Here is a 25,926-nt window from a genome sequence, read left to right as displayed (position 1 = left end):
GCGATTTCGGAGAGGGCACCGAGGGCGGCACTCAAGGCGGCACCGACGACCGATCGGCCGACGACGGCCTCGACCGGGCCGGGCACACCGCCGGACTACCGTGGTCCCCATGATCCAGAGAGTGGGCCCGGGGGAGCGGGCGGTCGCGCCGGACGGCACCCGCATCGGGTTCGACGTCCGCGAGCCGGACGGCTCCGGGCCCGGCGAACCACTGGTGCTGCTGGCCGGGCAGGCGAACAGCCGCGCCTGGTGGGACACGGTCCGGTCGTCGTTCGGCGGGTACCGCACCGTCGTCCTGGACCATGCCGGCACCGGGACCAGCGACGACGCCGGGGACGACGGATGGAGCACCCGCCGGTTCGCCGGTGACGTCGTCGCCGTCCTCGACGCGGCCGGGATCGGTCGGGCGCACGTCTACGGCACGTCGATGGGCGGGCGGCTCGCACAGTGGCTCGCCGCCGACCACCCGGGACGCGTCGGCGCGCTCGTGCTCGGCTGCACCACCGGCGGCGGCGCGGGCGCCGTCCCCGCCGACCCGGCCGTGCTCGAGCGGCTCGCCGACCCGGCGACCGGCGCGCGGGAGCTGCGCCGGCTGATGGCCGGTCCGGACTGGACCGGCCCGCTGCCGGTGCTCGGCGACCTCCGCATGAGCCGGCGGGCCCGCGCCGGTCACCGGCGCGCCAGCGCGCAGCACGACGCCTGGGACGTCCTGCCCGGCGTCACCGCACCGACGCTCGTCCTGCACGGCGCCGGCGACGAGTTCACCCCGCAGGAGAACGGCCGTCGCCTCGCCGGGCGCATCCCCGGCGCCGCGTTCGTCGCGTTCGACGGTGCCCGGCACGCGTTCTTCCTGGAGGAGCGGGCCACAGCGGAGGTGCAGCGGTTCCTCGCGGCGCACCCGCTCCCACCGGGCTGACCGGGCCCGGCGGCCGCGGCTCAGCCCGCCAGGTGCGACCAGCGCGCCGCCAGCTCCGACCAGGGGCCCTCGTCGGCGACCCGGCCCCGCTCCAGCACGACGACCCGGTCGGCCCGGGCCAGCGCGGCCCGTTTCGTGCTGGCCCCCACGACCGTCCCGCCCCGGCGTCGCAGCGCCGCCCACAGCTCGATCTCGGTGCGGACGTCGAGCGCCGACGACACGTCGTCGGCGACGATCAGCTCCGCGCCGGTGGCCAGCGCCCGCGCCATCGCGAGCCGCTGCACCTGCCCGCCGGAGAGCCGGATTCCCCGGTGCCCGACGACGGCGTCCGGCCCGCCCGCCGCCTCGACGTCGCGCCCGAGCCGGGCGTCGTCGACGGCGGCGGCGACCGGCCGCCGGTGGCCGAGCGCCACGTTCTCGCCGAACGTCCCGGACAGCACCCGGGGGACCTGGCCGACGTAGGCGACCTGCCCGGGACGCAGGAACCGCTGCGGATCGGACACCGCGCGCCCGTTCCACCGGATCACGCCCTCGTGCGCGACCAGGCCGGCGAGGCCTGCCAGCAGGCTGGACTTGCCCGACCCGACCTCACCGGTCAGCAGCACCAGCGCACCGGCGTCGATGTCGAGGTCCACCCCCTCGACGCCGACGGTGCCGTCGTGGTGGACGGCCGTGACCTTCTCCAGGCTCAACCGGCGCAGCGGCTCCCGCGGTGCGGGCTCCGGTTCCGGCGCGGCGCCCGACACCAGGTCGACACCGTCGGGCAGCCGGGTGAGGTCCGCGGGCCCGGCGAACGGGGCGACCGCGCGCAGCCAGCGCCGGGCGATCGGCGCCTCGGTGACCGCGGCCGCGCACACCTGGCCGAGGAACCCGGCACCGCCGAGCGCCGTCGACAGCAGCAGCGCCGTCGCGAGGGTCCAGCCGCCGGTCAGGTACACCGACCAGGTCAGGACGACCGCGGCCTGCATCAGCAGGCCGGGCACGCCCTCGAGGAGCGTGCGGACCCGGTACTCGCGCACGGTGGCCCGGACCCGATGCGCGTCCACCCGGCCCAGGTGCGCCCGCACCGCACCGGTCGCGGCGGCGAGCTTCACCGTCCGCACCGACTCCAGCGCCGACCCCAGCGCCGTGCCGAACCGTGCCCGGGCGTCGGCCGCGACCCGCCCGGCCCGCCCCGCGAACGGGGCCCCGAGCGCCGCGACCGCCGCACAGAGCGCGAGGAAGCCGCCGATGACGAGGGCGGCCCGGACGTCGCCGGACACCAGCCCGGCCACGACCACCACGAGGACGGCGTTGGTGACGTCCACCCAGCGGTCGACGTAGAGCACCATCCGGTCCGAGTCCAGGGCACGGGCGACGACCTCACCGGCGGGCGCCCGCCCGGAGTGGTGCTGCATGGTCTGCCCGCGGAGCACCGCCAGCCGCAGCCGCAGGGTCACCGCCGACCACCAGCGCGGGTAGGTCCGGAACGCGATCGCGATCCACAGCGGGAACAGCAGCAGGACGCCGGTGAGGCCCAGTGCCGGACCCCAGGGGGCCGCCCCCGACTGCAAGGACTCCGCGACCAGTCCCCACAGCCAGCCCGTCACGACGCCGGTCGCGCCGGCGAGCGTCGCCAGGGTGAACATCAGGCCGCCGGTCAGGCCCCACCGTTTGTGCGCGAACGCCAGCCGCAGCACGGTCCGCCACAGCGCGGGCGGGCGCGGGCCCTGCTCCGCCGTGACCGTGCGGCGGGCGCTGCGGTGGAGGAGGGGGGTCTCCAGCGTCGCCGTCGCCCCGGGCCGCGTCGCGGTCGCCGTCGCGGTGTGACCGCCTCCGTGGGCGACGTGCCCGAGCACCTCGCCACCGGTTCCGCCGTCGTCGTCACGGTCCGCGGCGAGCAGGTCGGCGTAGCGGCCCGGCTCGACGGCCAGCCGCTCCCGGGCACCGTGCTGCAGGAGCCGACCGTCCTCCAGGACGGCGACGGCGTCGGCCCGCCGGATCGTCGACAGCCGGTGCGCGACGACGATCCCGGTCCGGTCCGCCAGCAACGCCCGTGACGCCCGGGTCACCCGCATCTCGGTGCGCGGGTCCATCCGGGCGGTCGCCTCGTCGAGCACGACCACCGCGACGTCGCGGACCAGCAGCCGGGCGAACGCCACCAGCTGCTCCTCACCCGCCGACAGCGTCACCCCGCCGCTGCCGAGGCGGGTGTCCAGCCCGTCGGGCAGGGCGGCGACCCACTCGTCGAGCCCCAGCGCGGACACCGCCCGCTCGATCGCGGAGCGCGGCACCGCGGGATCGTGCAGCGCGACGTTCTCCGCCAGCGACGCCGCCAGGATCTCGGTGCGCTGGGTGACGACGCCGACCGCACGCCGCAGGTCGTCGAGACCGGTGTCGCGGACGTCCTGCCCGCCGACGAACACCTGCCCCCGGTCCGGCTCGACCGCCCGCGACAGCACCTTCGCCACCGTCGACTTGCCGGACCCGGTCCGGCCGAGCAGCGCGCACGTCGTGCCGGCCGGGACGTCGAGATCGATCCCGCCCAGCCGGAACCCGCCGTCGTAGCCCGCGGTGAGCCCGCGCAGCCGGACGCCGGCCGGGCCGGACGGCACCGGGCGCCCGCCCGCGGGCTCCTGCTCGGCCCGCAGCAGCGACGCGACCCGGGTGAGCGCGCCGACCCCGGCCTGGATGTCCGGCATGCGGTCGACGATCGCGTCCACCTGCGACACGAACGCGGTCACCAGGATCCACAGCGACACCAGCGCCGCGACGCCCCCGGGGTCGCCCGCCACGAGCCAGACCCCGCCGACCGCGACCACCCCGAGCAGGGCGTGCGCGACGAACCCGGTGCGCAGCCCGACGGTCGTCGCGGCGAGGCTGACGACCTGCACCCGGCGCAGCACCTCGGCCGCCCGGGCCGCGGAACCGGCGATCACGTGCGGCTGGCCCAGCGAGGTACGTACGTCGTCCTGCCCGGCGATCGCCTCCTCGAGCTGGGCGGAGTGGTCCGACCAGGCGACCTCCTCGGCGACCTTGGCCCGCGCGATCACCCCCGTCAACGGCCGCGCCACGAGCACGATCAGGCCCGCCACCAGCGGGAACGCGATCCAGGCCGGCCAGAACACCAGACCGGCGACGATCCAGGCGAGGACCGAGCGGAGCAGCGCGCGCCCGGTCTCCCACCCGATCCGGCGGAACAGCTGGGCGAGCTGGCGGGAGTCGTCGTCGACGCGGTCGAGCAGCTCACCGACCGCCTGGTCCTCGAGGCGCGGGAGCGGCTGGCCGAGCGCGGCGTCGAGCAGGTCGGCCCGCAGCCGGCCCTCGGCCCGGCTGACGACCGTGGAGAACAGCACCCGGCCCGCGGTGTCCAGGACGGCGGAACCGAGCAGGAGGACCGCGAGCACACCGACCAGGGCGGACGTCGGTCCGGCCGCGACCTCGCCGACCACGGTCGCGGCGACCGCCTCCGCGACGGCGGCGACCACCGCCGCCGTCACCGCGACGGCCGACGCCGCCCCACCCAGCCGTCGCCACGACAGCGCGCGCACCCTCGACACCCCCGGAGACGGACCGCGGTACGGGATCTCCGGCGCCGGTCCGGAGATCGACGCTAGCCGGGACCCCCGACGGTTTCCGCCGGTTTTCGGTCCGGGCAGAGCGCAGCGATGTCACGCAGCCGTCCACGCAGGTCCGCGTTCTGCACCAGCTGCTCGACGAGCACACCGAGCAGGTCGGCGACCGCCCCGACGACCTGCAGCTCGCCGGGCAGCGGGGCGCGGCCGGGGCGCGTCACGAGGAACAGGGCACCGTGCACGCGGTCGGGGGCGCGGACCCGGACGGCGACACCGTGCCCGGGTGACCGGGCGTCGGGGAACCCGGTCACCCGGGGGTCGAACAGCCGGGGCCCACCGGACTGCAGGGCCTCCGTCACGGGCGCGGGCGGTGCCGAGGAGGCCAGGCGCTCGGCGAGCCAGCGGGGAACGCCTGCGGTGCCCGCGAGCTGCCACCGGCCGTCGTCGTGGAGGTAGAACCCCGCGCACTCCGCGTCGAGCGAGCGGGCCAGCGGGCGCACCGCGTCCCGGACGACGGCGGTGAAGGTCGCGTCCACGGCGGTGGCGGCCCGCCCGGCCGGGCGGGGACCCGGGTCCGGTCGCAACGGGACACCGGCCCCCAGGTAGCGCTCCAGCTGCCCGGCCGAGTAGCGGCGGTGCCCGCCGGGCGTGCGCGACGGCGTGATGACGGCCGCGCTCTCGGCGGCGAGCAACGTCGTGCGGCTGATCCCGAGGATCCGGCAGGCCTCACTCACCGAGAACCAGCGGTCCGACTGCATGCGAGCCCCCATCCCACCGGAACCGTCCGGGAACGATTCGTCCGGATTCCCCCACCGGTGCTACACCTCACATACCGGGTCTGTCGACGGGGACGGCTCGCGGATCCGTACGGATCCGGACGGTTCCGCATGTTTCGGGGGTGGCGGCGATGGCACCCGATCTGACCGGTCAGGTCGCGCTGGTGACCGGCGGTGCGAGGGGGCAGGGGCGCGGGCACTGCCTGGCGCTGGCCGCCGCCGGTGCCGCGGTCGGCGTGCTGGACGTCTGCCGTGACCTGGACGTCCCGGCCTACCCACTCGCCACCGAGGACGAGCTCCGGGAGGTCGTCGCGGCGGTCACCGCCGCGGGTGGCCGGGCCGTGCCCCTGGTCGCCGACGTGCGCGACAGCGCCCGGGTCGGCGCGGCGGTGGAGACCCTCGTCGCGGAGTTCGGGCGGCTGGACATCGTCGTCAACAACGCGGCCGTCGTCACCAGCGCACCGTTCTGGGAGATCACCGACGCCGAGTGGGACGCCGTCGTCGACATCGGCCTCACCGGGACGTGGCGGGTCGCGCGGGCCGCGGCCGCGCACGTCCGCCGCTCGCCACGGGGCCGGATCGTCAACATCGCCTCCACCGGAGGGGTGCGCGCGGTGCCGGAGTTCGCGCACTACGTGGCGGCCAAGCACGGCGTCGTCGGGCTGACCAGGGCGATGGCGGTCGAGCTCGCCCCGGCAGGCGTCACGGTCAACGCGATCCTGCCGGGCGCCGTCGACTCGCCGATGCTGGCCGGTCTCGCCGACGAGCTCGGCCTCGCACCCGACGAGGTGCACAAGCGCTGGCTGCACGACCAGCTGCTCGCCGAGGTGCTGAGCATCGGCGAGATCACCGGCGCACTGATGTGGCTGCTCGGCGACGACGCACGGCGCGTCACCGGGCACTGCCTGGCGGTCGACGGGGGAGCGCTCGCCCGCTGAACGGACACCGACATCCACCGACGCTCGAGGAGGAGCGATGGGACGGTTCGACGGCAAGGTCGTTCTGATCACCGGGGGAGCCCGGGGGCAGGGGCGCTCGCACGCCCTGGCCTTCGCCCGGGAGGGCGCGGACATCGCGTTCTGCGACATCTCCGAACAGCTCGGCACGGTCCCGTACCCGACGTCGCGCCAGGCGGACCTCGACGAGACGGTGAAGCTCGTCGAGGAGCTCGACCGCCGGTGCGTCGCCGTGCGGGCCGACGTCCGGGACCGCGACCAGGTCCAGGACGTCGCCGACCGGACCCGCGCCGAGCTCGGCCGGATCGACGTGCTGCTGGCCAACGCGGGGATCTTCTCCTTCGGCACGGTCGCCGAGATGTCCGAGGACATGTGGCAGGAGATGATCGCGGTCAACCTCACGGGCGTCTTCCACGCGTTCCGGGCCGTGCTGCCCACCATGATCGATCAGGGGTACGGGCGGATCGTCGCGACGTCGTCGATGGCCGGGAAGATGGGCCAGGCCAACATCGCCCACTACGTCGCGGCCAAGTGGGGCGTGATCGGGCTGGTCAAGTCGACCGCGATCGAGGTCGCGGGCAACGGCGTCACGGTCAACGCGGTCTGCCCGACCGGCGTGGACACCGACATGATCCAGAACTCGGCCGCGTACGAGCTGTTCCTGCCCGGCACGGCGAACCCCACCCGGGACGACGCGGCCCCGGCGTTCCAGTCGCTGAACCACGTCCCGATCCCGTGGGTCGAGCCGGTCGACATCTCGAACACGATGCTGTTCCTGGCCTCCGAGGAGGCGCGCTACGTCACCGGTGAGTCCGTCGCGGTCGCGGCGGGCATGAACGCGAACAACGCTGCCTGAGAGGGGAACGACGATGCCCGGACGCCTGGAGGGAAAGGTCGCGCTGGTCTCGGGGGCCGCGCGCGGACAGGGCCGGTCGCACGCGGTGCGGCTGGCGGAGGAGGGTGCCGACGTCATCGCCTTCGACGTCTGCCACCCGCTCGACACCGTGCACTACCCGCTGTCGCGCCGCGAGGACCTCGACGAGACCGTGAAGCTGGTCGAGGAGCTGGACCGGCGGATCGTCGCCCGGGAGGCCGACGTGCGGGACACCGCCGCGGTGCAGGCCGTCGTCGACGCCGGGGTGGCGGAGTTCGGCCGGCTCGACATCGTGTGCGGCAACGCCGGCATCGCCGGGTTCGCCGACAACACGTGGTCGCTCACCGACGACGAGTGGGACGAGATGATCGGCGTCAACCTCACCGGGGTGTGGAAGACGGTCCGCGCCGCGGTCCCGGCGATGATCGCCGCGGGCAACGGCGGGGCGATCGTGCTCACCAGCTCGACGGCGGGGGTGAAGGGCATGAGCCGCACCGGTCACTACGTCGCCGCCAAGCACGGCGTCGTGGGGCTCATGCGCAACCTGGCGACCGAGCTGGCGCCGCACTCGATCCGGGTCAACACCATCCATCCGACCGGCGTGAACACGCCGATGGTCACCAACGACTACATCGGCGGGATCATCTCCGGGGACCCCTCGTTCGGCGAGAACCTGCAGAACATGCTGCCGGTGGAGATGGTCGAGCCGGTCGACATCTCGAACGCGGTCGTCTACCTCGCCTCGGACGAGGGCCGCTACGTCACCGGGACGATGCTGCCGGTCGACGCGGGGTTCCTGCAGAAGTGAGTGCGCGGGACGCGATCGCCCGCGCCGTGGTCGGACGCCGCCGTGAGCTCGATCTCGTGCTCGCGGCGGTGTCCGCCGGCCGGGACGTGATGCTGGAGGGCCCGCCCGGCGTGTCGAAGTCGACGATGCTGCGCGCGATCACCGCGCACTGGGGCGTCCCGTTCGTCCTCGTGGAGGGCAACGCCGAGCTCACCCCGGCCCGGCTGGTCGGGCACCACAACCCGGCGCGGGTGCTCCGCGAGGACTACGCGGTCGACAACTTCGTGCCGGGGCCGCTCGTGGGCGCCATGCAGGACGGCGGGTTCCTGTACATCGAGGAGCTCAACCGGGCCCCCGAGGACACCCTGAACGTGCTCCTCGCGGCCATGGCCGAGCGGGAGCTGACGGTGCCCCGGGTGGGGACGGTCACCGCGCTGCCGACCTTCCGGGTGCTGGCCTCGATGAACCCGTTCGACGACGTCGGCACCGCCCGGATCTCCGACTCGGTCTACGACCGCTGGTGCCGTCTCGTCGTCGGCTACCAGGACGCCGCCGAGGAGACCGAGATCGTGCGCGCCCGCACCGGGGTCACCGACGACGGGCTCGTCACCGACGCCGTCGCCCTCACCCGGGCGACCCGCTCGCACCCGGACCTGCGCCGCGGGTCGAGCGTGCGCGGCGCGATCGACCTGACCGCGATCGCGGTCGAGCTGCAGCGGCTCGGGAGCCATGACGGGGACCGTTCCCGGCTCGTGCTGGACGCCGCCCTGCTGGCGCTGTCCGCGCGGATCGCGGTGGACGACGCCGTCGACACCACCCCGGAGGAGGTGATCACCCGGATCTGGGAGGACCATTTTTTCTCCGGCCCCGGCGTGCGGCGCCGGGTCCCCACGTCCTGGACGTCGACGGTGCCGTGACCCTGCCCGCGGCCGACGAGCGGTCGCGGGCCCTCGCGCCGCTGCGCCGCAGGCCGAAGCAGCTCACCGCCGCGCCGGAGCTGTTCCGCACCGGGCCGGGCGCACCGGTCGTCGTCGAGCGGGTGGACGGGGACCGCGGCGACCCCGGCGACGGCGAGACCGGCGGACAGGGATCGCTCACCACGTCCCGCACCGCCCGGGCCCGGACCCTGTCCGAGCTGCTGGAGGACCGGCCACCCGACCGGGAGGTGACGGCGATGGCCCGCCGGATCGCCCGGCGCCTGGCCCTGCGGCGGCCCCGGGACCCGCGCGCGGCCCGTGGACGCGGGGCGCCCGCGCCGCAGCCCTACCGCTACCGGTCCGACGACATCGACCTCGACCGCACCGTGGAGGTGCTCACCGAGCGCCCGGTGCCCGAGGACACCGACATCGTCGTCCGGGAACGGACCGGCTCCCCGCGGGCGATCACGCTGGTCGTCGACGTCTCCGGGTCGATGCGCGGGGAGAAGGTGCGGATCGCCGCCGCGACGGTCGCGGCGCTGTCCGGCGACGCCGGGGCGACGGGGGACCGGCTCGCACTCGTCGCGTTCTGGTCCGACGCCGCCGTGCTGTCCCCGCTCGACGAACCCGCGACACCGGGGGTACTGCTCGACCGGCTCGTGCGGATTCCCGCCCGCGGGCTGACCGACGTCGGGTTCGGGCTGTCCGTCGCCCACTCCGAGCTCGCCGGGGCCCGGGAGCGGCGCCGGGTCGCGGTGCTGCTCAGCGACGTCGTGCACAACGCCGGGCCGGATCCGCGCACCGTCGCGCGGCGGTTCGGGGAGCTGCACGTGCTGCTGGAGACCGACGGCGAGCACGACGCCGCGCTCGGGCGGGACGTCGCACGGCTCGGGGGCGGACGGCTGGCCACGGTCCGCACACACCGTGACGTGGCCCCCGCACTGAACCGGCTCCTGCGGAGCTGAGGTCCGACAGGCGACCCGGACGCTCACCGGACCCGGCCACGCTCACGCGATCGCCTGAGCGTCGCCGCAACCGGTGAGCGTCGTCGGCCGACCGTTGCCGCGACGGGGCCGGGAACGCGACAGGCCCCGCCGGTGGACACCGGCGGGGCCTGTCGGCGGGACGTGTCAGTCCAGGTAGTCGCGCAGGACCTGGGAACGGCTCGGGTGCCGCAGCTTCGACATCGTCTTCGACTCGATCTGGCGGATCCGCTCGCGGGTCACGCCGTAGACCTGGCCGATCTCGTCGAGGGTGCGCGGCTGGCCGTCGGTCAGCCCGAACCGCAGCCGGACGACGCCCGCCTCGCGCTCGGACAGCGTCGCCAGCACCGACTGGAGCTGGTCCTGCAGCAGCGTGAAGGACACCGCGTCGACCGCGACGACCGCCTCGGAGTCCTCGATGAAGTCACCGAGCTGCGAGTCGCCCTCGTCACCGATGGTCTGGTCCAGCGAGATGGGCTCCCGGGCGTACTGCTGGATCTCCAGCACCTTCTCCGGGGTGATGTCCATCTCCTTGGCGAGCTCCTCGGGAGTGGGCTCGCGCCCGAGGTCCTGGAGCAGCTCACGCTGTATACGGCCGAGCTTGTTGATGACCTCGACCATGTGCACCGGGATACGGATGGTGCGGGCCTGGTCGGCCATCGCGCGGGTGATGGCCTGCCGGATCCACCACGTCGCGTACGTCGAGAACTTGTAGCCCTTGGTGTAGTCGAACTTCTCGACCGCGCGGATCAGGCCCAGGTTGCCCTCCTGGATCAGGTCCAGGAACGCCATCCCACGGCCGGTGTAGCGCTTGGCCAGCGACACCACGAGCCGGAGGTTCGCCTCCAGCAGGTGGTTCTTCGCGCGCTCGCCGTCGCGGACGATCCAGCGCAGGTCGCGCCGCATCTGCGGGGAGAGCTTGTCGTTCGACTCGAAGAGCTTGCGGATGCGCTCCGCGCCGTAGAGGCCGGCCTCGATCCGCTTGGCGAGCTCGACCTCCTCCTCGGCGTTGAGCAGCGCCACCTTGCCGATCTGCTTGAGGTAGGCGCGGACCGAGTCGGCGGAGGCGGTGAGCTCGGCGTCCTTGCGGGCCTGCCGCAGCGCCTCGGACTCCTCCTCGTCCCAGACGAAGTCGGCCGACTTCTGCTGCGACGACCGGGTGGTCGGGGCGACCCGGTTCTTGCCGGTGTTGGTGTCGTCGTCCTCGTCGTCGTCGGACGCGTCCTCGGCGTCGACCTCCTGGGCCGCCTCGGCGATGTCGGCCTCGATGTCGGCTTCCTCGAGCTCGCCGTCCTCGATCTCGACGTCGCCGTCCTCGAGTTCGGCGTCCTCGCCGTCGGCCTTCTTCGTGGAGGCCTTCTTGGCGGCCGGCTTCTTCGGGCCGGTGCCGGGTGCGGCCTTCGTCGCGGTGCCCGGCTTGCGGGTGCGTGCGGCCGGCTTCTTGGCGGTCGCCGCCCCGGTCGTGCCGGCCGCGGAGGTGCGGCGGCTGCGGGGTGCGGTGCCCGACGTCGGCTCGATGGTCGAGTCGGTGCGTGCTGCGGAGTCTGCGGCTGCCACCTGGGCCCTCTCGCTACGTGCGCTGGAGTCGTTACTCGGGCCGGTCGCGGCGCACTCGTCGGGGGAGACGAGGCCACGGACCGCCCCGGAATTCTGTCCTGGCACCACCTCGGTCGCCGGCGTCGGTCGAAGGTCGCCGCGCGTCCCGGAGGTGGGGTCTGCGTTCCATTGTAACTGCGCACCGCGGGACGGGGCGCACCTCACGCCGCCCCGCGCGTCCGAGGGCCCGCGAACGTGGTCGGATGGAGCCGTGACGCCGCACGAGACCAGCGATCCCGCCACCCTGCGCGCCGTGGCCGAGCAGGTCGCCGCCGAGGCCGCAGAGCACCTGCGCACCCTGCCCGCGCCGCGGGACGGGGGAGTGTCGACCAAGTCCTCGCCGACCGACGTCGTGACCGAGTCGGACGCGTCGGTGGAGAAGTTCGTCCGGGACCGGCTCGCCGCGCTGCGGCCGGGCGACCCGGTCTACGGCGAGGAGGGCGCGGGCGACGCGGCGACCGCCCGCTGGGTCGTCGACCCCATCGACGGCACCGTGAACTACCTCTACGGCCTGCCCTGGTACGCCATCTCGATCGCCGCCGTCGCCGACGGCGAGTCGGTCGCGGGCGCGGTCGCCGAACCCGCGGCGGGACGGCTGTGGTCGGCCGGGCGGGGCCTCGGCGCGACCTGTGACGGCCGCCCGCTCGCCGTCGCGGGGACCACCGAGCTCGGGCAGTCGCTGGTCGGGACCGGGTTCGCCTACCGCGCGGAGCGCCGGGCCCGGCAGGCCCGGATGGTCGCGGCGATGCTGCCCGAGGTGCGGGACGTCCGCCGCGCCGGTGCCGCCGCGCTGGACCTGTGCGCCGTCGCCGCCGGCTGGCTGGACGGCTACGTGGAGCACGGCAGCAACTGGTGGGACTGGGCCGCCGGAGCGCTCATCGCCCGTGAGGCGGGCGCGCTGGTGCACATCACCGTCCCGCCCGGGGTGCGCGACCTCGGCGCCGACGGCGACGGGCTGGGCGACGACGTGTCGCTCGCCGCCGCACCGGGCATCGCCCGCGAGCTGGCCGGTCTCGCCCGCCGCAGCGGCGCCGCCGGGGTCTGACCCCGGCTCAGCTCGCGCAGGCCGACTCGCGGGCCTGGGCCATCAGTGTCGGGTCGGCACGGGCGCCGCCCTCGTTGCCCGGCGACGCCAGCTGGTCCAGCGCGTCCCGGGCACCCCGGCCCGGTGCGACGTCGGTGAACGCCGTCCCGACGACGACGTCGACCACCGGGCCCCGCCGGTCGTCCCGGATCAGCTCCACGCACGGCAGGGCCAGCGTCAGCGCGGCGGCCGCGGCCTCGCCGTCGGGCCCGAACCGCAGCTGCCCGATGCAGCCCAGGTCGCCGTCCGGGAACGCCGGGTCGTTGCCCGGGGAGCTCGCCTCGCCGAACTCCAGGTCCCGCAGCTGGGCGGACACCAGGTTCGCCTGCCCGCGCTGACCGCCCGCGTTGAGCACCTGGAAGCGCGCGTCGCGCGGCGCCGCCGCGCCGACGCCGTCCAGCTCGGTGCGGGTGATCTCGCTGCCCGGCAGCGACCCGGAGGCGGGGGCGGAGCAGTTCGTCGACGACGGCCCCTCGGACGCGGTGCTCAGCACGACGGTCCAGGTCACCACCAGGGCGGCGGCCAGCACCGCGGAGGTGATCGCGATCGGCCGGCGCCTCCGGCGCTCGTAGGGCCGGGCGGAACGGGAGAGCGGCAGCCGCATCAGAAGGAGCCTCCGTCGAGCACGTGGTGGCCGAGCGCGACGAGCGGGCCGACCGAGCCGTCGAGGCCCTCCGCCATGTCCGCGGGGACCGAGCCCGCCCGGACCCGGGCGAGGATCCCGGCGAGGACCACGGCCAGCTTGAACGCGCCGAACGCGACGTACCAGGGCAGCGGGGTGACGTCGAGGCCGGTGCGGGCGGCGTAGGCCCGGACCAGCTCGTCGCGCCGGGGGAAGCCGGGGAGCGCGGTGGGGGAGGGCAGCGGCTGCGCGCTCGACCAGACCGCGTCGTCGCCGTCCTGCTGCCAGTAGACGAGCAGCAGGCCCAGATCGGCGAGCGGATCGCCGAGGGTCGACATCTCCCAGTCCAGGACGGCCAGGATCCGGCCCGGGTCGCCGGCGTCGAACACGCAGTTGTCGAGCCGGTAGTCGCCGTGCACGATCGTGTGCCGCTGGGCGGCCGGGACGTCCTCGCCGAGTCGCCCGGCGAGCCGGGTGAGTTCGCTCTCGACCTCGGCGGAGACCGGGACCGGGTCGTCGCCGTCGCGGGCCGTCGCCCACTGGGTGCTCCAGCGGCGGATCTGGCGCTCCATGAACCCGTCGGGACGGCCGAAGCCCTCGAGCCCGACCGTGGCCGGGTCGACGGCGTGCAGCTCCGCCAGGACGTCGACGAGTGCCTCCCCGGCCGCCCGGCGCCCGGCCCCGGTCGCCGCCCAGCCCTCGGGCAGCTCGTCGAGCGGGACGACGCCGTCGACGAGCTCCATCACGAAACAGGGCGCGTCGACCGGGCCGCCGTCGCCGCCGTCGTGGGTGGCGAGAACGGCGGGCACCGGCACCGCGGTCGGGGCGAGCGCCGCGATCACCCGCTGCTCCCGGCCCATGTCGTGGGCGGTCGCCGCGACCGTCCCGACCGGCGGTCGGCGCAGCACGACCGCGCCGGCGGGGGAGGACACCCGGTAGGTCAGGTTCGACCGGCCCGCGCCGATCGGGGCCAGCTCGGAGTCCGCCCACCGCTCGTCGTCCAGGACCGTCGCGAGCCAGCGTCCGACCGCCGTGGGATCGGCGCCGGGGGTGGGCGTGCGGGCGCTCGTCGTCACGCCGACCGACCCTAGTGCGCGTGGCCGCCGGAGCCGTGGCGTGACACCCCGGGGGTCACCCGGGGGGACTCCCTGCGCGACCAGCCGGACCCTGGGTTACCCTCCCCGCCGCCGGTGGCGGACCGGTCCCTCCGGGACGGAAGCGAATCGATCACCGCCGAACCGCAGGCGGAGTGAGACCGGCGTCACTACCGCACCGGGCACAAACCCGGTCGCCGCGTCGTTCCCCTGCGGCACGCGACGACCGACAGATGCGAAGGACCTGCTGTTCAGCGGCGACCTGAACAGCACAGACGTGAATGGCAAGGGTGAGACCCATGGCGACCGACTACGACGCCCCGCGTCGCAACGAGGCCGATGAGATGGCCGAGGACTCGCTCGACGAGCTCAAGCAGCGCCGCAACGAGGCGCAGTCCGCGGTCGTCGACGTCGAGGAGACCGACACCGCGGAGAGCTACGAGCTCCCGGGTGCCGACCTGTCCGGCGAGGAGCTGACGGTGAACGTCCTGCCGAAGCAGGCGGACGAGTTCACCTGTGCCAGCTGCTTCCTGGTGCACCACCGGAGCCGGCTGGCGAGCACCTCCGGCGGGCAGTTCCTCTGCCGCGACTGCGCGGCCTGACACGGCGCACGACCAGCACCACCAGGACGGGCCCGGCGGAATCCGCCGGGCCCGTCCTGTCGTGCGGGACGGCTCAGGGCACCTGCGGGTGCGGCGCCTGCGCCGCGATGGCCGCGCGCAGCGCGTCGGGACGGCGGGTGCTCAGCACCCAGTACGGCTCGTCCGACGAGGGGTCGGTGACCTCCACCCGGACCAGCGGGCCGACCCAGGCGCGGTGCAGCACGTAGGCGCGCGGATCGAGGTCCGGCCCCATCGCCTGCTGCTTGTCCCGCCTGGCCACGGTGTCGGTCACCCCGGCCACGGCCAGCGGCAGCTCGCGGCCGTTCGACACCAGCACACCGGGCCGCACCGTGGTGCGGCTGCGGCCCATCCACCACAGCGTCCCGACGCACAGCGGGATCATCACGGCGTAGCCGATCCAGGACCGCAGCCCCGGGTACCCCATGTGGATCTGGGCGCCCAGCAGGACGCCGAGACCGACGGCCAGGAGGTACCACCACACCGGGACGGACAACCGCTCGTCGAACGCAGTGGGGCCGGACGTCGCAGAGTCCGGCTCCGGAACCCGATCGCTCACGTGTTCCAGGGTAGCGTCGCCCGCCGTGCCCGGTTCCGCCCCCGCTCCCCCGGACGAGCCGCTGGTCGCACCGTCCGTCGACGTGCTGCTGACCAGGCTCGACCCCGGCGTCCCGCTGCCCGCCTACGCGCGGCCCGGTGACGCCGGTGCCGATCTCGTGACGACGTCCGACCTCGAACTCGCCCCCGGCGAGCGCGCGCTGGTCGGTACCGGCGTCGCGATCGCCCTGCCGGCGGGCCACGCCGGGTTCGTGCACCCCCGGTCGGGCCTCGCGGCCCGCTGCGGGCTCTCGATCGTGAACGCGCCCGGCACCGTCGACGCGGGCTACCGCGGCGAGATCAAGGTGTGCCTGGTGAACCTGGACCCGGCCGAGCCGGTCCGGCTGAGCCGCGGCGACCGGATCGCGCAGCTGGTCGTGCAGCGGGTCGAGACGGCCCGGTTCGTCGAGGTCACAGAACTGCCCGGGTCCGAGCGCGGAACCGCGGGACACGGCTCGACCGGCGGGAACGCCGCGCTCGGGCACGGGGGAGGCAGCCACTGATGCCCGGACGCGCGCGCGGCAAGATGTTCGACATCCGTCCCGAGCACGGTGTCGAGGACTCCGGCACCGGGGCCTATCCCGGGTATCCGGGCTACGGCGACTCCGACATCGAGTCCTACGACGAGTACGACGAGCACTACGCCGAGTTCGACGCCCGCCGCGACGGACGGGGCGCCGGCGGCGGGCCGGTCCCGCCGGGCCGGCCCGCGAACGGCGCGGCCCGTGGCGACGGCGCGCCGGGTGCCGCCGGGCGCAACGGCGCAGGCCGCAACGGTTCCGGGCACCCGGACGCACCCCGGGACGGAGCCGGACGGAACGGGTCCGGCCGCGGCGGTGCGGCGAACGGGCGGGCGACGAACGGGCGGGCGGCGAACGGCGCCGGCCCGCGCACCGGTGCCGGTCGCGTGGGCGGCGACCCGGGTGCGACCGCGGCGACGACGGCGGTCCGCGCCGTCCGCGGCGGGACCGGCCGCACCCCCGTCCCCGGTCCGGACCGGCCGGACGACCGCGACGACCGCGACGACCGGGTCGCCCCGGACGGCCGGTGGGACGACGACGAGCCCCCGCTGCTGAGCCACCGCGGCGAGTCCGAGGAGCCGGCCTACGCCCGGGACCGGACCCCGCAGGGCTTCGACGGTGGCGACCCCGACGCCCCGGACTGGGGCCGTCCCGGCCGTCCCGCCGCCGACGAGTACGAGTACGACGAGGCGGGGGACGACGACCCCGACGACTCCGACCCCTACGACGAGGACGAGTACGGCGTCGGCGACGCGCCGCTGTCCGTCCCGCCGCCGGGCAGCGGCGGCCGCCCGCTGGGCCCGGCCGACGTCGAGGAGCTCGACCCGTCGATGACCGACGCGCTCGCCCGCGTCGATCTCGGAGCCGTCCACGTGCCGGTGCCCTACGGCGCCGAGCTGAAGCTGGAACCCGCCGGCGCCGAGCGCCCGCAGGCCGTCCACCTCCTCCTGCCCGAGGGCCGGATCGCGGTGAGCGCGCTGGCCGCGCCCCGCTCGTCGGGTCTGTGGCCGGACCTGTCCGCCGAGATCGAGCAGTCGCTGCGCAAGGGCGGCGCCCGCGTCCGCAACGCCCGCGGTGACTGGGGCCGTGAGCTGCACGCCCGCACCGAGAACGCGGCGTCGGTGTTCGTCGGCTGCGACGGTCCGCGCTGGATGGTCTACGGCGTCGCGACCGCGTCGCTGGAGACCGTCGAGGCGCTCGACGTCGAGCTGCGCCGGGTCCTGCGGGGGATCATCGTCGTCCGCGGGAAGTCGCCGTACCCGCCGCGGACGGTGCTGCCGCTGGAGCTGCCCGAGCACCTGCGCGAGGCGCAGCCCGACGTCGCACCGCAGAAGCCGAGCATCACCGTGTCGGTGCCGCGCCCGGCCGGGGAGACCGGGTCCACGAGGGCACCCGCGAGCGGTGCGACGCCGCTGCCCACCACCGGCGCGACCCCGGCGGCCACGACCGGCGCGACCCCGCGCCCGGCCGCCGACGAGCCGGTCCGCCGTGCCCCCGCTGCCGGCCCGGCGCCGAGTGCCCCGGCCCGCCGTCCCGCCGATGCCGATCCCGCCACCCGGGCGCTGCCGCAGGTGCCGCGCCGCCCCGCCGCGGCGGCCGGTCCCGCCCCGGCCGAGGCCGAGCGGACCGCGCTGTCCCGCCCGGTCCCGCGTGAGGAGCCCGGCGAGCGCACCGCGATCGCCCCGCTCACCCCGGCCGCCGACGCGGAGGCCCCCGCGGGCCGCGCCGGCCGCCGCCGCGGCCGTCCGGACCGGCCGGACCGCTCCACCGGGGCGACCCGGCGCGGCCCGGCACCCGGGGTCCGCCCGGAGGCCGACGAGCCGGTCCGCCGCCCGGCCGCCGACGAGCCGGTCCGCCGCCCAGCGGCCGACGAGCCGGTCCGCCGCCCCGCGGCCGACCTGGCCGGACCCGCCGGCACCGGTGCGTACGCGCGTCCGGCGGCCGGCGTCCCCGACCCGCTCGACGCGCGCACCCCGCTCCCGGCCGCCGAGCCGGAGCGCGCGCCCGCGCCGGAACCGCCGGTCCGGCGTGACCCGGCGGTCACCACGCTGTCGGTCGCCGACCTGCTGGCCGGTACCGAGGCCGATCCGGCCCTGGGTGCCGGGCCCGCCACCGGCGACCGCACGGCGGAGACCCGGCGTCCGGCCCGTCGTACCCGCCGGGAGGAGCGCTCCGCGTCCGGCGACGGTGACGTCCCGGCCCCGGCCCCCGCCCGGCGGCGCCGGTCCGCCGACCGGGACGCCGCGGACCGCGTCGACGCCGCCGACCTGCTGGCCGCCCGCGACACCGGGTCCCCGGCCGCCGGCCCCGGCCGTTCCACGGCGGAGCGGCTGTCGTCGGCGATCGAGGACATCCCGCTCTCGGACATACCGCTGATGGAGGCGACGCTCGACCGCGAGCCCGAGCCCGAGCCGCTGCCGGAACCGGTGCCCGAGCCGCAGCCGCGGTCGGCGGCCGAACCGTTGCCCCGCCGGACGCGCCGCCGCGGCGCGCCCGCCGACACCGTCCCCGGGGCCGGCACCGGCTCCGGCACCGCGGACGACTGGCTGTCCTCGGAGATCGCTGCGAGCAGGCGGGCCGGGCGGCACGGCGGCGGCCGGGGCACCTCGGTCGCGGACCTGCTCGCGTCGTCCGGACTCGACGGTCACGGCGGCCATCGACGCGCTGACGCCGGAGACACCGGCCGGCCGTCGGCCTCGGCCGCCCACGCCGAGCCCGCCGCCCTTGCCGAGCCCGCCGGACCGGCCGGGTCCTCGTGGCCCGCGGGGGACGACGACCTGTTCCGGTCGCCGTCGGTCGCCGACGGGGTGCCCGGCCGGGGCTACCTGGAGGGCGGCCCCACCTCGGCCGACGAGGCCCGCAGCGCGCTGCAGGACCTCCTGCGCAGCGCGTCGGGCGCACCGGACGACGACGGGACCGGCGTCACCGGTCTCGCCGACTACCGGGCGAGCCGCGCCGCCGCCGGGCGCCGCAACGGACGGGACCGGCACGGCGACGACGCGGACCACGCGGACGGTCCGGACGACGCCGAGCCCGGCCGGCGTGCCGCGGCCGGCGACGGCACCGGCGACCTGCCCGGCGACCCGGGCCGTGCCGCCGGTGGGACCGGTCTGACCGGCCGCTGGCCGGCCGGTCGGCGCGCCGCCGGGACCGATCCCCGCGATCTCGGACGGCACCGGCGGGACTGACACCGCGGGGCGATCCGCGCACCGGCCGCGGAACGCCCGCGGTGCCGCCGGCCCCGACCACCGGGCGCGTCCGGGAGACCGGTCGGCGTGGCCCGGCGCACGGGCCGATCCGCTGGTGAGGGCACAAACCGCGGCGTCCGCGCGTTACCCTGACGTCGAGATAACACGACACCCTGTCGGGTCGCCACACGAGTGCGGGACACCGGAGGGTCCGGGGCCGCGCGGGCCGAGGAGAGACATGGGCAGCACGGATGGCGGGGCGTTCCGCCGGATGCTCCGCAAACTCACCAGCGACGTCGACGAGCTCGACGCACGCGATCTCGCCGAGGACGTCGAGGAGACCGGCGCACGACCGGCCCGCGACTGCGCCTGCGGCGAGGAGGTGACGATGCTCGGCCGGATCCGCAGCGTGGAGCTCTGCCCCCAGAGCGCCGACGCCACGCTCAAGGCCGAGCTGTTCGACGGCACCGAGGGCGTCACACTGGTCTGGATGGGCCGGCGTCGCATCCCCGGGATCGAGGCCGGTCGCACCATGCGCGTCCGCGGGCGGATCTCCGTCCGCGACGGGCGGAAGGTGCTCTACAACCCGTACTACGAGATCTGCCAGGCGCAGTAGACCCGATCGGACAGGCTTGAGCGACCACCACGACGCCCCCACCACCCGGCTCCCGCGGATCGAGGAGTCCCCGCAGGAACGGACCGGCCCCATCGGGGCCCCGGTCCCCGGCGGGGCCCCCGAGCGGGCGCCGACGCTGATGGAGCAGATGGGCGGCGTGCCGGGCATCGTCGCGTCGACGGTCCCGGTGATCGTCTTCGTCGTGGCGAACATCGTCACCGAGCTGCGGACCGCCGTGTTCGCCGCGATCGGTGCGGGCGTGCTCGTCCTGCTGTGGCGCCTGGTCCGCCGGGACCCGGTGATGCCCGCGATCTCCGGGCTGATCGGCGTCGGGATCTGTGCGCTGGTGGCGAACCAGACGGGGGAGGCCCGCGGTTTCTACCTGCCGGGCCTGCTCTACAGCGGGTTCCTCGGCGTCGTCGCGCTCGTGTCGATCGTGGTGCGGTGGCCGCTGGCGGGCGCCATCTGGCACGGCATCAACGGGCACGGCACCGAGTGGCGGGAGGACCCGCGACTCGTCCGCGCCTACGGCTGGGCCACCGGCGTGTGGGCGGTGACGTTCCTGGCGAAGGTCGTCGTCCAGGGCGGGCTCTACCTCGCCGACTCCGAGACCTGGCTGGGCGTCGCCCGCCTGGCGATGGGCTACCCGCTGACGGCGGTGGCGATCCTCGCGACCGTCCTCATCGTCCGCCGGGTGCCCCGCACCGCGACCTGAGGGATGCGGCTCACGGCCGCGCCAGCGCCTCGCGGATCTCCTCCTCGACCGCCGCCGTCGCGACGAACAGCAGCTCGTCGCCCGGCTCCAGCGCGTCGTCCGGCTGCGGGACGATCACCCGTCCGCCGCGCAGGATCGTCACCAGCGCCGAGTCCGGGGGCAGGGTCACCGCCCGCACCGGACGCCCGGCGAGCGGGGTGTCGTCGGGCAGCGTCACCTCGACCAGGTTCGCCTGGCCCTGCCGCAGCGTGAGCAGCCGCACCAGGTCTCCGACGGCGACGGCCTCCTCGACCAGCGCCGCCAGCAGCCGTGGGGTGGACACCGCGACGTCGACGCCCCAGTTCTCGCCGAACAGCCACTCGTTGCGCGGGTCGTTCACCCGCGCCACCACCCGGCGCACCCCGAACTCGGTCTTCGCGAGCAACGACACCACGAGGTTGACCTTGTCGTCGCCGGTGGCGGCGATGACGACGTCGCAGCCCTCGATGCCGGCATCCTCCAGCGACGCGAGCTCGCAGGCGTCGGCGTGCACCCACTCGGCGTCCGGGACGGCGTTCGGGTCGATCTGGCCGAGCTCGCGCTCGATCAGCATCACCCGGTGCGCGGACTCCACCAGCTCCAGCGCGATGGACCGCCCGACGGCGCCCGCACCCGCGATCGCGACCCGCATCACTCCTCCTCCGGCGGCGCCGAGGCGGCCGCCGTCACGTCGCTGACCGTGCCGGAGATCGCCGCGACGTACACGGTGTCCTCGGCCTGCACGGTGGTGTCCTTCGTCGGCAGCACGCCGGTCCCGAACCGGACGACGAACGCCACCCGCGATCCCGTCGCCCGCTCCAGCTCCGCGATCGGGTGCCCGACCCACTCCTCGTGCAGCGGGAGCGGCAGCACCGCGACGGTGCCGGTCGGCTCCCGCCACGCGGTCGCGACGCCGTCGGGCAGCAGCATCCGCAGCAGCCGGTCGGTCGTCCACGGCACCGTCGCGACCGTGGGGATCCCGAGCCGCTCGTAGACCGCGGCCCGCTTGGCGTCGTAGATCCGGGCGACGACCTTGTCGACGCCGTAGCTCTCCCGGGCCACCCGGGCGGCGATGATGTTCGAGTTGTCCCCCGAGGAGACGGCGGCGAACGCGTCGGCCGACTCCAGGCCGGCCTCGTCGAGGACGCTGCGGTGGAAGCCGAAGCCGACCACCTGGCGTCCCCGGAAGTCCGGCCCGAGCCTGCGGAACGCCTGCGGGTCGCGGTCGATCACCGCGACCTCGTGGCCGAGCCGCTCCAGGCCCGAGGCCAGGGACGCGCCCACCCGGCCGCATCCCATGATCACGACGTGCATGGTGGAGTGGTCCTTCCGGCGGGCGGGGGCCCGGGATGTACGATTCGTTCCCGGTGCACCGAGCGCGCCGCACACCACGTGCGACGCCGGTGCGCCTGATCGCGCACGCTATCGCGTCGCCCGGAACGCGGGGGCCTAGGCTGCGCACCGTGTCCAAGCTCGCCGTCGCTCTCAAGCGGCTCGTGGTCGGACGACCGCAGCGCAGCGACCGCCTGACCAGCACGCTCCTCCCGAAGCGGGTCGCACTCCCGGTGTTCGCCTCGGACGCGATGTCGTCCGTCGCCTACGCGCCCGAGGAGATCTTCCTGACGCTGTCGGTCGCCGGGGTCGCCTCCTACGTGATGTCGCCGTGGATCGGGCTCGCGGTCGTCGTCGTCCTGCTGACGGTCGTCGCGAGCTACCGGCAGAACGTCCACGCCTACCCGTCCGGCGGCGGCGACTACGAGGTCGCGACCGTCAATCTCGGCAAGAACGCCGGGCTCACCGTCGCGAGCGCCCTGCTCGTCGACTACACGCTCACCGTCGCGGTCTCGATCTCCGCTGCGGCCGCGAACATCGGCGCGCTGGTGCCGTTCGTCGCCGAGCACAAGGTGCTGTTCGCGGTGTCGGCGATCGCCGTGCTCACGGCGATCAACCTGCGGGGCATCCGGGAGTCCGGTACCGCGTTCGCGATCCCGGTGTACGCCTTCGTGCTGGGCGTCGGCACGATGATCGTCTGGGGCCTGACCCGGATCCTGATCCTCGGCGACGACGTCCGCGCCGCCAGCGCCGACCTCGATCTCGTCGCCGAGGGCGACACCTTCACCGGCCTCGCGCTGGTGCTGCTGGTGCTGCGGTCCTTCACCCAGGGCGCGGCCGCGCTGACCGGTGTCGAGGCGATCTCCAACGGGGTGCCGGCGTTCCGCAAGCCGAAGTCCCGGAACGCCGCGACGACCCTGCTGCTGCTCGGCGGGATGTCGGTCACGCTGTTCATGGGCCTGATCGCGCTGGCCCAGCTGACCCACGTGCAGATCGCCGAGGACCCGGCCCGCCAGTTCCCGGACGCACCGCCCGGCTACCAGCAGCAGACGATGGTCGCGCAGCTCGCGGACGCGGTGTTCGACAACTTCCCGCCCGGCTACTTCTTCGTGATCGTCATGACGGCGCTGATCCTGGTGCTGGCGGCGAACACCGCGTTCAACGGCTTCCCGGTGCTCGGGTCGATCCTCTCCCAGGACCGCTACCTGCCCCGCCAGCTGCACACCCGCGGCGACCGGCTCGCGTTCTCGAACGGGATCGTGCTGCTGGCGCTGTTCGCGATCCTGCTGGTGATCGGTTTCCAGGCCGAGGTCACGAAGCTGATCCCGCTCTACACGGTCGGCGTCTTCGTGTCCTTCACGCTGTCCCAGGCCGGGATGGTCCGGCACTGGAACCGGGAGCTGGAGCTCGGCCCGGGGGTCCGCGAGCGGCGCCGGATCCGCCGCAGCCAGGCGATCAACGGGTTCGGGGCCTGCATGACCGGTGTCGTGCTGATCACCGTGCTGATCACTAAGTTCGCGCTCGGCGCCTGGATCGCGATCGTCGCGATGGGTGCGTTCTTCGTGCTGATGCGCGCGATCCAGCTGCACTACGACCGGGTCGCCGCCGCGCTCGTCGCCGACGAGGACGACGACGTCCTGCCCTCGCGCAACCACGCCGTCGTGCTGGTGTCGACGCTGCACAAGCCGACCCTCCGCGCGCTCGCCTACGCCCGCGCCACCCGGCCGGACATCCTCGAGGCGGTCACGGTCAACGTCGACGACTCCGACACCAAGAAGCTCGTCGAGCAGTGGCACAAGCGGAGGCTCCCGGTCCCGCTGAAGGTGGTGGAGTCCCCGTACCGGGAGATCACCCGGCCCGTGCTGGACTACGTGAAGCGGATCCGCTCCGACTCCCCGCGCAACGTCGTGACCGTCTACATCCCGGAGTACGTCGTCGGGCACTGGTGGGAGCAGGTCCTGCACAACCAGAGTGCGCTGCGGCTCAAGACGCGGCTGCTGTTCCAGCCGGGGGTGATGGTGACGAGCGTGCCGTGGCAGCTGCCGTCGTCGTCGCGGACCCGGGCGCTCTCGCCGCTGGACGCGCCGGGAGCCTCCCGGCGCGGCTACCCGGGGCTGGAACAGCTCCCCGGCGAGCGCCGCGACGGCCCGCCGGCGACGGGGACGAGCACCGCGGGGGCGACCCGCGGTACGAAGGGGGACACGTGAGCTCCGCTCCGGCGACGGACTGGACCGACCGGATGCTCGAGGTGACCGTCGGGCCGGTGGCGCACGGCGGCCACTGCGTCGCCCGTGCCGGTGAGGACGGTCTCCCGGCCACCGACGGCCGGGTCGTCTTCGTGCGGCACGCGCTGCCCGGCGAGCGGGTGCGCGCGGTCGTGACGGAGGACCCGGGCGGGGCCTTCTGCCGCGCCGACGCCGTCGCCGTCCTGGAGGCCTCCCCGGACCGGGTCGAACCGGGCTGCGTGTGGGCGGGCCCCGGCGGGTGCGGTGGCTGCGACTTCCAGCACGCGACGCCCGGCGCGCAGCGGGACCTGAAGACGGCGGTGCTCCGCGAGCAGCTGGCCCGGCTCGCCGGTGCGGCGGCCCCGCTGTCGCTCCTCCCGTTCGACGAGGTCGTCGTCGAGGAGCTGCCGGGCGGTGCGCTGGGCTGGCGCACCCGGGTGCGGCTCGCCGTCGACGACGCCGGTGTCCCGGGCCTGCGCGCGCACCGCAGCCACGACGTCTGCGAGATCGCCGACTGCCCGCTGGTCCCGGACGGCGCGCTCGGCCCGGTCCTGGAGCAGCGGTTCCGCCCGGAGTCCGAGGTGGACGTGACCGTCGGCGACGACGGTGCCGCGCGGGTCGGCTCCGGGGCGACCGCGCACGCCGCGGGCCGGACCTGGGAGCTGTCCGCGGGCACGTTCTGGCAGGTGCACCCGGCGCTCGCGGACACCCTCGCCACGCTGGTGGACGAGTGGGCGGGCGCGCCGCGCGGGGGAGTGGCCTGGGACCTCTACGGCGGCGTCGGGCTGCTCGGGTCGGTGCTCGCCCGCCAGGTCGGCCCGGACGGGACGGTGCTGGTGGTGGAGTCGTCGCCGTCGGCGGTGGCCGACGGTGCGGCGGCGCTGGCCGACCTGCCGCAGGTGTCGTTCGTGCGGGGACGCGCGGAGCGCGAGATCGCACGGCTCCGGCCGGACCCGGACGTCGTCGTCACCGACCCGCCGCGGACCGGGCTGGGCCGTGCCGCGGTCCGGGCGCTGGCCACCCGCGGGCCCCGCCGGGTCGTGCACGTCGCCTGCGACCCCGCCGCGCTCGGCCGCGACCTCGCGCTGTTCGCGGAGCACGGGTACCGGGTGGCGGGGCTGCGGGCGTTCGACGCGTTCCCGATGACCCACCACATGGAGGCCGTCGCGCTGCTGGAGCGGCCGGACCGATGATCACGGTCGTCCAGCTGTCCGACCTGCACCTCGGGGTGCCGGGCAACCGGGAGCGGGCCGTGCGCGCCGTCGCCGGTGCCCGCGCGCTCGGGGCGGACCTCCTGCTCGTCACGGGCGACGTCGCCGACCACGGCGATCTCGCGGAGTACGCGGAGGCCGCGGAGCTCCTCGGCGGGGTCGCGGTGCTGCCGGTGCCCGGCAACCACGACGACCGTGACGCGATGGGCACCGTCCTCGGGCCGGTGGGCGACCGGGTGCACCGCGCGGGCGGGGTGAACGTCGTGCTGCTCGAGTCGCTGGTGCCCGGCGCGCCGGAGGGCGCGCTCTCCGCCGGGGCGGTCGACCTGCTCGCCGACACCGCCCGGGACCCGGCCCCGCTGCTGGTGGCGCTGCACCATCCGCCGGTGCCGGTCGGGCACCCGTTCATGGACGGGATCCGGCTGCGTGACGCGGAGCCGTTCGCGGCGGTGCTGGCCGCGCGGACGGAACCCGCGCTGGTGGTGTGCGGGCACGTGCACCGGCCGGTCGCGACGACCGTCGGCGGGCACCCGCTGGTCGTCGCGCCGTCGGTGGGACCCGCGATCCGGTTCCCCGGCGAGCCGGGGGAGGAGTTCCTGCTGCCGGACTCCGTGCCCGGAGGAGCGCTCCACGTGCTGGGGGACGGGCCGCCGCGCACCCGGTTCCTGGCCTGGCCGTGAGCCCGGGCCGGGTCCCGCGGCGGGCCCCGGGGCCGCTAGAGTGG

General features: G+C 75.5%; 23 protein-coding genes. 15 read left to right on the top strand and 8 right to left on the bottom strand.

Features of this window, described 5'->3' with window-relative positions; all coding sequences use genetic code 11:
- Positions 1 to 109 precede the first annotated feature (109 nt).
- Complete coding sequence (locus AD017_RS01465) at positions 110 to 916, top strand: alpha/beta fold hydrolase (RefSeq protein WP_060572401.1); 807 nt, start codon at positions 110 to 112, stop codon at positions 914 to 916.
- Between the two features lie 20 nt (positions 917 to 936).
- On the opposite strand, the gene AD017_RS01460 is transcribed toward AD017_RS01465, so the two are convergent.
- Together AD017_RS01460 and AD017_RS01455 are read right to left on the bottom strand one after the other, a co-directional pair.
- Positions 937 to 4,446, bottom strand: coding sequence for an ABC transporter ATP-binding protein (locus AD017_RS01460; RefSeq protein ID WP_202968820.1), 3,510 nt, complete (start codon positions 4,444 to 4,446; stop codon positions 937 to 939).
- 62 nt (positions 4,447 to 4,508) lie between these two features.
- Positions 4,509 to 5,228, bottom strand: coding sequence for a helix-turn-helix domain-containing protein (locus tag AD017_RS01455; RefSeq protein ID WP_060572398.1), 720 nt, complete (start codon positions 5,226 to 5,228; stop codon positions 4,509 to 4,511).
- Between the two features lie 149 nt (positions 5,229 to 5,377).
- Between AD017_RS01455 and AD017_RS01450 the strand changes: the two genes are divergently transcribed.
- From AD017_RS01450 to AD017_RS01430, 5 genes are read left to right on the top strand one after another with little or no spacing between them, the layout of a single operon-like run.
- Positions 5,378 to 6,184 carry an SDR family oxidoreductase gene (locus tag AD017_RS01450; RefSeq protein ID WP_033199827.1) on the top strand — a complete coding sequence of 269 codons (807 nt, stop codon included), beginning with the start codon at positions 5,378 to 5,380 and terminating at the stop codon, positions 6,182 to 6,184.
- 37 nt (positions 6,185 to 6,221) lie between these two features.
- Complete coding sequence (locus tag AD017_RS01445) at positions 6,222 to 7,058, top strand: mycofactocin-coupled SDR family oxidoreductase (protein WP_010232312.1); 837 nt, start codon at positions 6,222 to 6,224, stop codon at positions 7,056 to 7,058.
- A 13-nt stretch (positions 7,059 to 7,071) separates the two neighbouring features.
- The gene (locus tag AD017_RS01440; RefSeq protein WP_010232311.1) at positions 7,072 to 7,884 is read left to right on the top strand and encodes a mycofactocin-coupled SDR family oxidoreductase; all 813 of its coding nucleotides are present in this window, start codon (positions 7,072 to 7,074) and stop codon (positions 7,882 to 7,884) included.
- Positions 7,881 to 8,780, top strand: a complete 900-nt coding sequence (locus AD017_RS01435) for a MoxR family ATPase (RefSeq protein ID WP_060572396.1) — start codon at positions 7,881 to 7,883, stop codon at positions 8,778 to 8,780. Before AD017_RS01440 ends, AD017_RS01435 begins: the two co-directional genes overlap by 4 nt.
- A complete protein-coding gene (locus AD017_RS01430; RefSeq protein ID WP_227012631.1) occupies positions 8,777 to 9,745 on the top strand; it encodes a VWA domain-containing protein in 969 nt (322 codons plus the stop codon). Before AD017_RS01435 ends, AD017_RS01430 begins: the two co-directional genes overlap by 4 nt.
- 165 nt (positions 9,746 to 9,910) lie before the next feature.
- Here AD017_RS01430 and AD017_RS01425 read toward each other — a convergent pair whose 3' ends face one another.
- Complete coding sequence (locus tag AD017_RS01425; RefSeq protein WP_010223998.1) at positions 9,911 to 11,320, bottom strand: RNA polymerase sigma factor; 1,410 nt, start codon at positions 11,318 to 11,320, stop codon at positions 9,911 to 9,913.
- Positions 11,321 to 11,570: 250 nt separating this feature from the next.
- On the opposite strand from AD017_RS01425, the gene AD017_RS01420 reads away from it, so the two are divergent.
- Positions 11,571 to 12,404: an inositol monophosphatase family protein gene (locus AD017_RS01420; protein ID WP_060572395.1), complete on the top strand. Its 834-nt coding sequence runs from the start codon at positions 11,571 to 11,573 to the stop codon at positions 12,402 to 12,404.
- Between the two features lie 7 nt (positions 12,405 to 12,411).
- Here the strand turns inward: AD017_RS01420 and cei are convergent, their stop codons facing one another.
- Entirely contained in the window at positions 12,412 to 13,047 is a 636-nt protein-coding gene (gene cei / locus AD017_RS01415; RefSeq protein WP_060572393.1) for an envelope integrity protein Cei, read from the bottom strand.
- Positions 13,047 to 14,141, bottom strand: a complete 1,095-nt coding sequence (locus tag AD017_RS01410) for a phosphotransferase family protein (RefSeq protein ID WP_010223991.1) — start codon at positions 14,139 to 14,141, stop codon at positions 13,047 to 13,049. Before AD017_RS01410 ends, cei begins: the two co-directional genes overlap by 1 nt.
- 317 nt (positions 14,142 to 14,458) lie before the next feature.
- On the opposite strand from AD017_RS01410, the gene AD017_RS01405 reads away from it, so the two are divergent.
- Entirely contained in the window at positions 14,459 to 14,761 is a 303-nt protein-coding gene (locus AD017_RS01405; RefSeq protein WP_010223990.1) for a DUF4193 domain-containing protein, read from the top strand.
- Positions 14,762 to 14,834: 73 nt separating this feature from the next.
- On the opposite strand, the gene AD017_RS01400 is transcribed toward AD017_RS01405, so the two are convergent.
- Positions 14,835 to 15,338, bottom strand: a complete 504-nt coding sequence (locus tag AD017_RS01400) for a DUF3093 domain-containing protein (protein WP_029239131.1) — start codon at positions 15,336 to 15,338, stop codon at positions 14,835 to 14,837.
- Between the two features lie 25 nt (positions 15,339 to 15,363).
- Between AD017_RS01400 and dut the strand changes: the two genes are divergently transcribed.
- The 4 genes from dut (at position 15,364) to AD017_RS01380 (ending at position 20,416) form a co-directional block, all read left to right on the top strand.
- Complete coding sequence (dut, locus tag AD017_RS01395) at positions 15,364 to 15,879, top strand: dUTP diphosphatase (protein ID WP_010223986.1); 516 nt, start codon at positions 15,364 to 15,366, stop codon at positions 15,877 to 15,879.
- Positions 15,879 to 19,085 carry a DUF3710 domain-containing protein gene (locus tag AD017_RS01390; RefSeq protein WP_060572391.1) on the top strand — a complete coding sequence of 1,069 codons (3,207 nt, stop codon included), beginning with the start codon at positions 15,879 to 15,881 and terminating at the stop codon, positions 19,083 to 19,085. The genes dut and AD017_RS01390 overlap by 1 nt, the downstream gene beginning before the upstream one ends.
- Before the next feature lie 238 nt (positions 19,086 to 19,323).
- Positions 19,324 to 19,701: an OB-fold nucleic acid binding domain-containing protein gene (locus AD017_RS01385; RefSeq protein WP_010223689.1), complete on the top strand. Its 378-nt coding sequence runs from the start codon at positions 19,324 to 19,326 to the stop codon at positions 19,699 to 19,701.
- Between the two features lie 16 nt (positions 19,702 to 19,717).
- A complete protein-coding gene (locus tag AD017_RS01380) occupies positions 19,718 to 20,416 on the top strand; it encodes a DUF3159 domain-containing protein (protein WP_060572389.1) in 699 nt (232 codons plus the stop codon).
- Positions 20,417 to 20,426: 10 nt separating this feature from the next.
- On the opposite strand, the gene AD017_RS01375 is transcribed toward AD017_RS01380, so the two are convergent.
- Together AD017_RS01375 and AD017_RS01370 are read right to left on the bottom strand one after the other, a co-directional pair.
- Positions 20,427 to 21,086: a TrkA family potassium uptake protein gene (locus tag AD017_RS01375; protein WP_029239113.1), complete on the bottom strand. Its 660-nt coding sequence runs from the start codon at positions 21,084 to 21,086 to the stop codon at positions 20,427 to 20,429.
- Entirely contained in the window at positions 21,086 to 21,748 is a 663-nt protein-coding gene (locus tag AD017_RS01370; RefSeq protein ID WP_010223695.1) for a TrkA family potassium uptake protein, read from the bottom strand. Before AD017_RS01370 ends, AD017_RS01375 begins: the two co-directional genes overlap by 1 nt.
- Before the next feature lie 149 nt (positions 21,749 to 21,897).
- Between AD017_RS01370 and AD017_RS01365 the strand changes: the two genes are divergently transcribed.
- From AD017_RS01365 to AD017_RS01355, 3 genes are read left to right on the top strand one after another with little or no spacing between them, the layout of a single operon-like run.
- Positions 21,898 to 23,973: an APC family permease gene (locus AD017_RS01365; RefSeq protein WP_010223697.1), complete on the top strand. Its 2,076-nt coding sequence runs from the start codon at positions 21,898 to 21,900 to the stop codon at positions 23,971 to 23,973.
- 32 nt (positions 23,974 to 24,005) lie between these two features.
- Complete coding sequence (locus AD017_RS01360) at positions 24,006 to 25,184, top strand: class I SAM-dependent RNA methyltransferase (protein WP_033198554.1); 1,179 nt, start codon at positions 24,006 to 24,008, stop codon at positions 25,182 to 25,184.
- On the top strand, positions 25,181 to 25,882 hold the full coding sequence (locus AD017_RS01355) for a metallophosphoesterase (RefSeq protein ID WP_060572388.1): 702 nt from the start codon (positions 25,181 to 25,183) through the stop codon (positions 25,880 to 25,882). Before AD017_RS01360 ends, AD017_RS01355 begins: the two co-directional genes overlap by 4 nt.
- Positions 25,883 to 25,926 lie beyond the last annotated feature (44 nt).

The organism is Pseudonocardia sp. EC080619-01, assembly GCF_001420995.1.
In the GTDB taxonomy this organism is placed as follows: Bacteria; Actinomycetota; Actinomycetes; order Mycobacteriales; family Pseudonocardiaceae; genus Pseudonocardia.
The sequence above is the reverse complement of the archived record's forward strand: the minus strand, read 5'-3'. Positions and strand labels throughout refer to the sequence as shown.

Excerpts from the sequence above, each read along its gene's own strand:
- AD017_RS01405 (WP_010223990.1), top strand. The coding sequence starts at position 14,459 with ATGGCGACCGACTACGACGCCCCGCGTCGCAACGAGGCCGATGAGATG.
- AD017_RS01440 (WP_010232311.1), top strand. The coding sequence starts at position 7,072 with ATGCCCGGACGCCTGGAGGGAAAGGTCGCGCTGGTCTCGGGGGCCGCG.
- AD017_RS01455 (WP_060572398.1), bottom strand. The coding sequence starts at position 5,228 with ATGCAGTCGGACCGCTGGTTCTCGGTGAGTGAGGCCTGCCGGATCCTC.
- AD017_RS01375 (WP_029239113.1), bottom strand. The coding sequence starts at position 21,086 with ATGCGGGTCGCGATCGCGGGTGCGGGCGCCGTCGGGCGGTCCATCGCG.
- AD017_RS01370 (WP_010223695.1), bottom strand. The coding sequence starts at position 21,748 with ATGCACGTCGTGATCATGGGATGCGGCCGGGTGGGCGCGTCCCTGGCC.
- AD017_RS01390 (WP_060572391.1), top strand. The coding sequence starts at position 15,879 with ATGCCCGGACGCGCGCGCGGCAAGATGTTCGACATCCGTCCCGAGCAC.
- AD017_RS01385 (WP_010223689.1), top strand. The coding sequence starts at position 19,324 with ATGGGCAGCACGGATGGCGGGGCGTTCCGCCGGATGCTCCGCAAACTC.
- AD017_RS01465 (WP_060572401.1), top strand. The coding sequence starts at position 110 with ATGATCCAGAGAGTGGGCCCGGGGGAGCGGGCGGTCGCGCCGGACGGC.
- cei (WP_060572393.1), bottom strand. The coding sequence starts at position 13,047 with ATGCGGCTGCCGCTCTCCCGTTCCGCCCGGCCCTACGAGCGCCGGAGG.
- AD017_RS01355 (WP_060572388.1), top strand. The coding sequence starts at position 25,181 with ATGATCACGGTCGTCCAGCTGTCCGACCTGCACCTCGGGGTGCCGGGC.
- AD017_RS01450 (WP_033199827.1), top strand. The coding sequence starts at position 5,378 with ATGGCACCCGATCTGACCGGTCAGGTCGCGCTGGTGACCGGCGGTGCG.
- AD017_RS01360 (WP_033198554.1), top strand. The coding sequence starts at position 24,006 with ATGCTCGAGGTGACCGTCGGGCCGGTGGCGCACGGCGGCCACTGCGTC.
- AD017_RS01445 (WP_010232312.1), top strand. The coding sequence starts at position 6,222 with ATGGGACGGTTCGACGGCAAGGTCGTTCTGATCACCGGGGGAGCCCGG.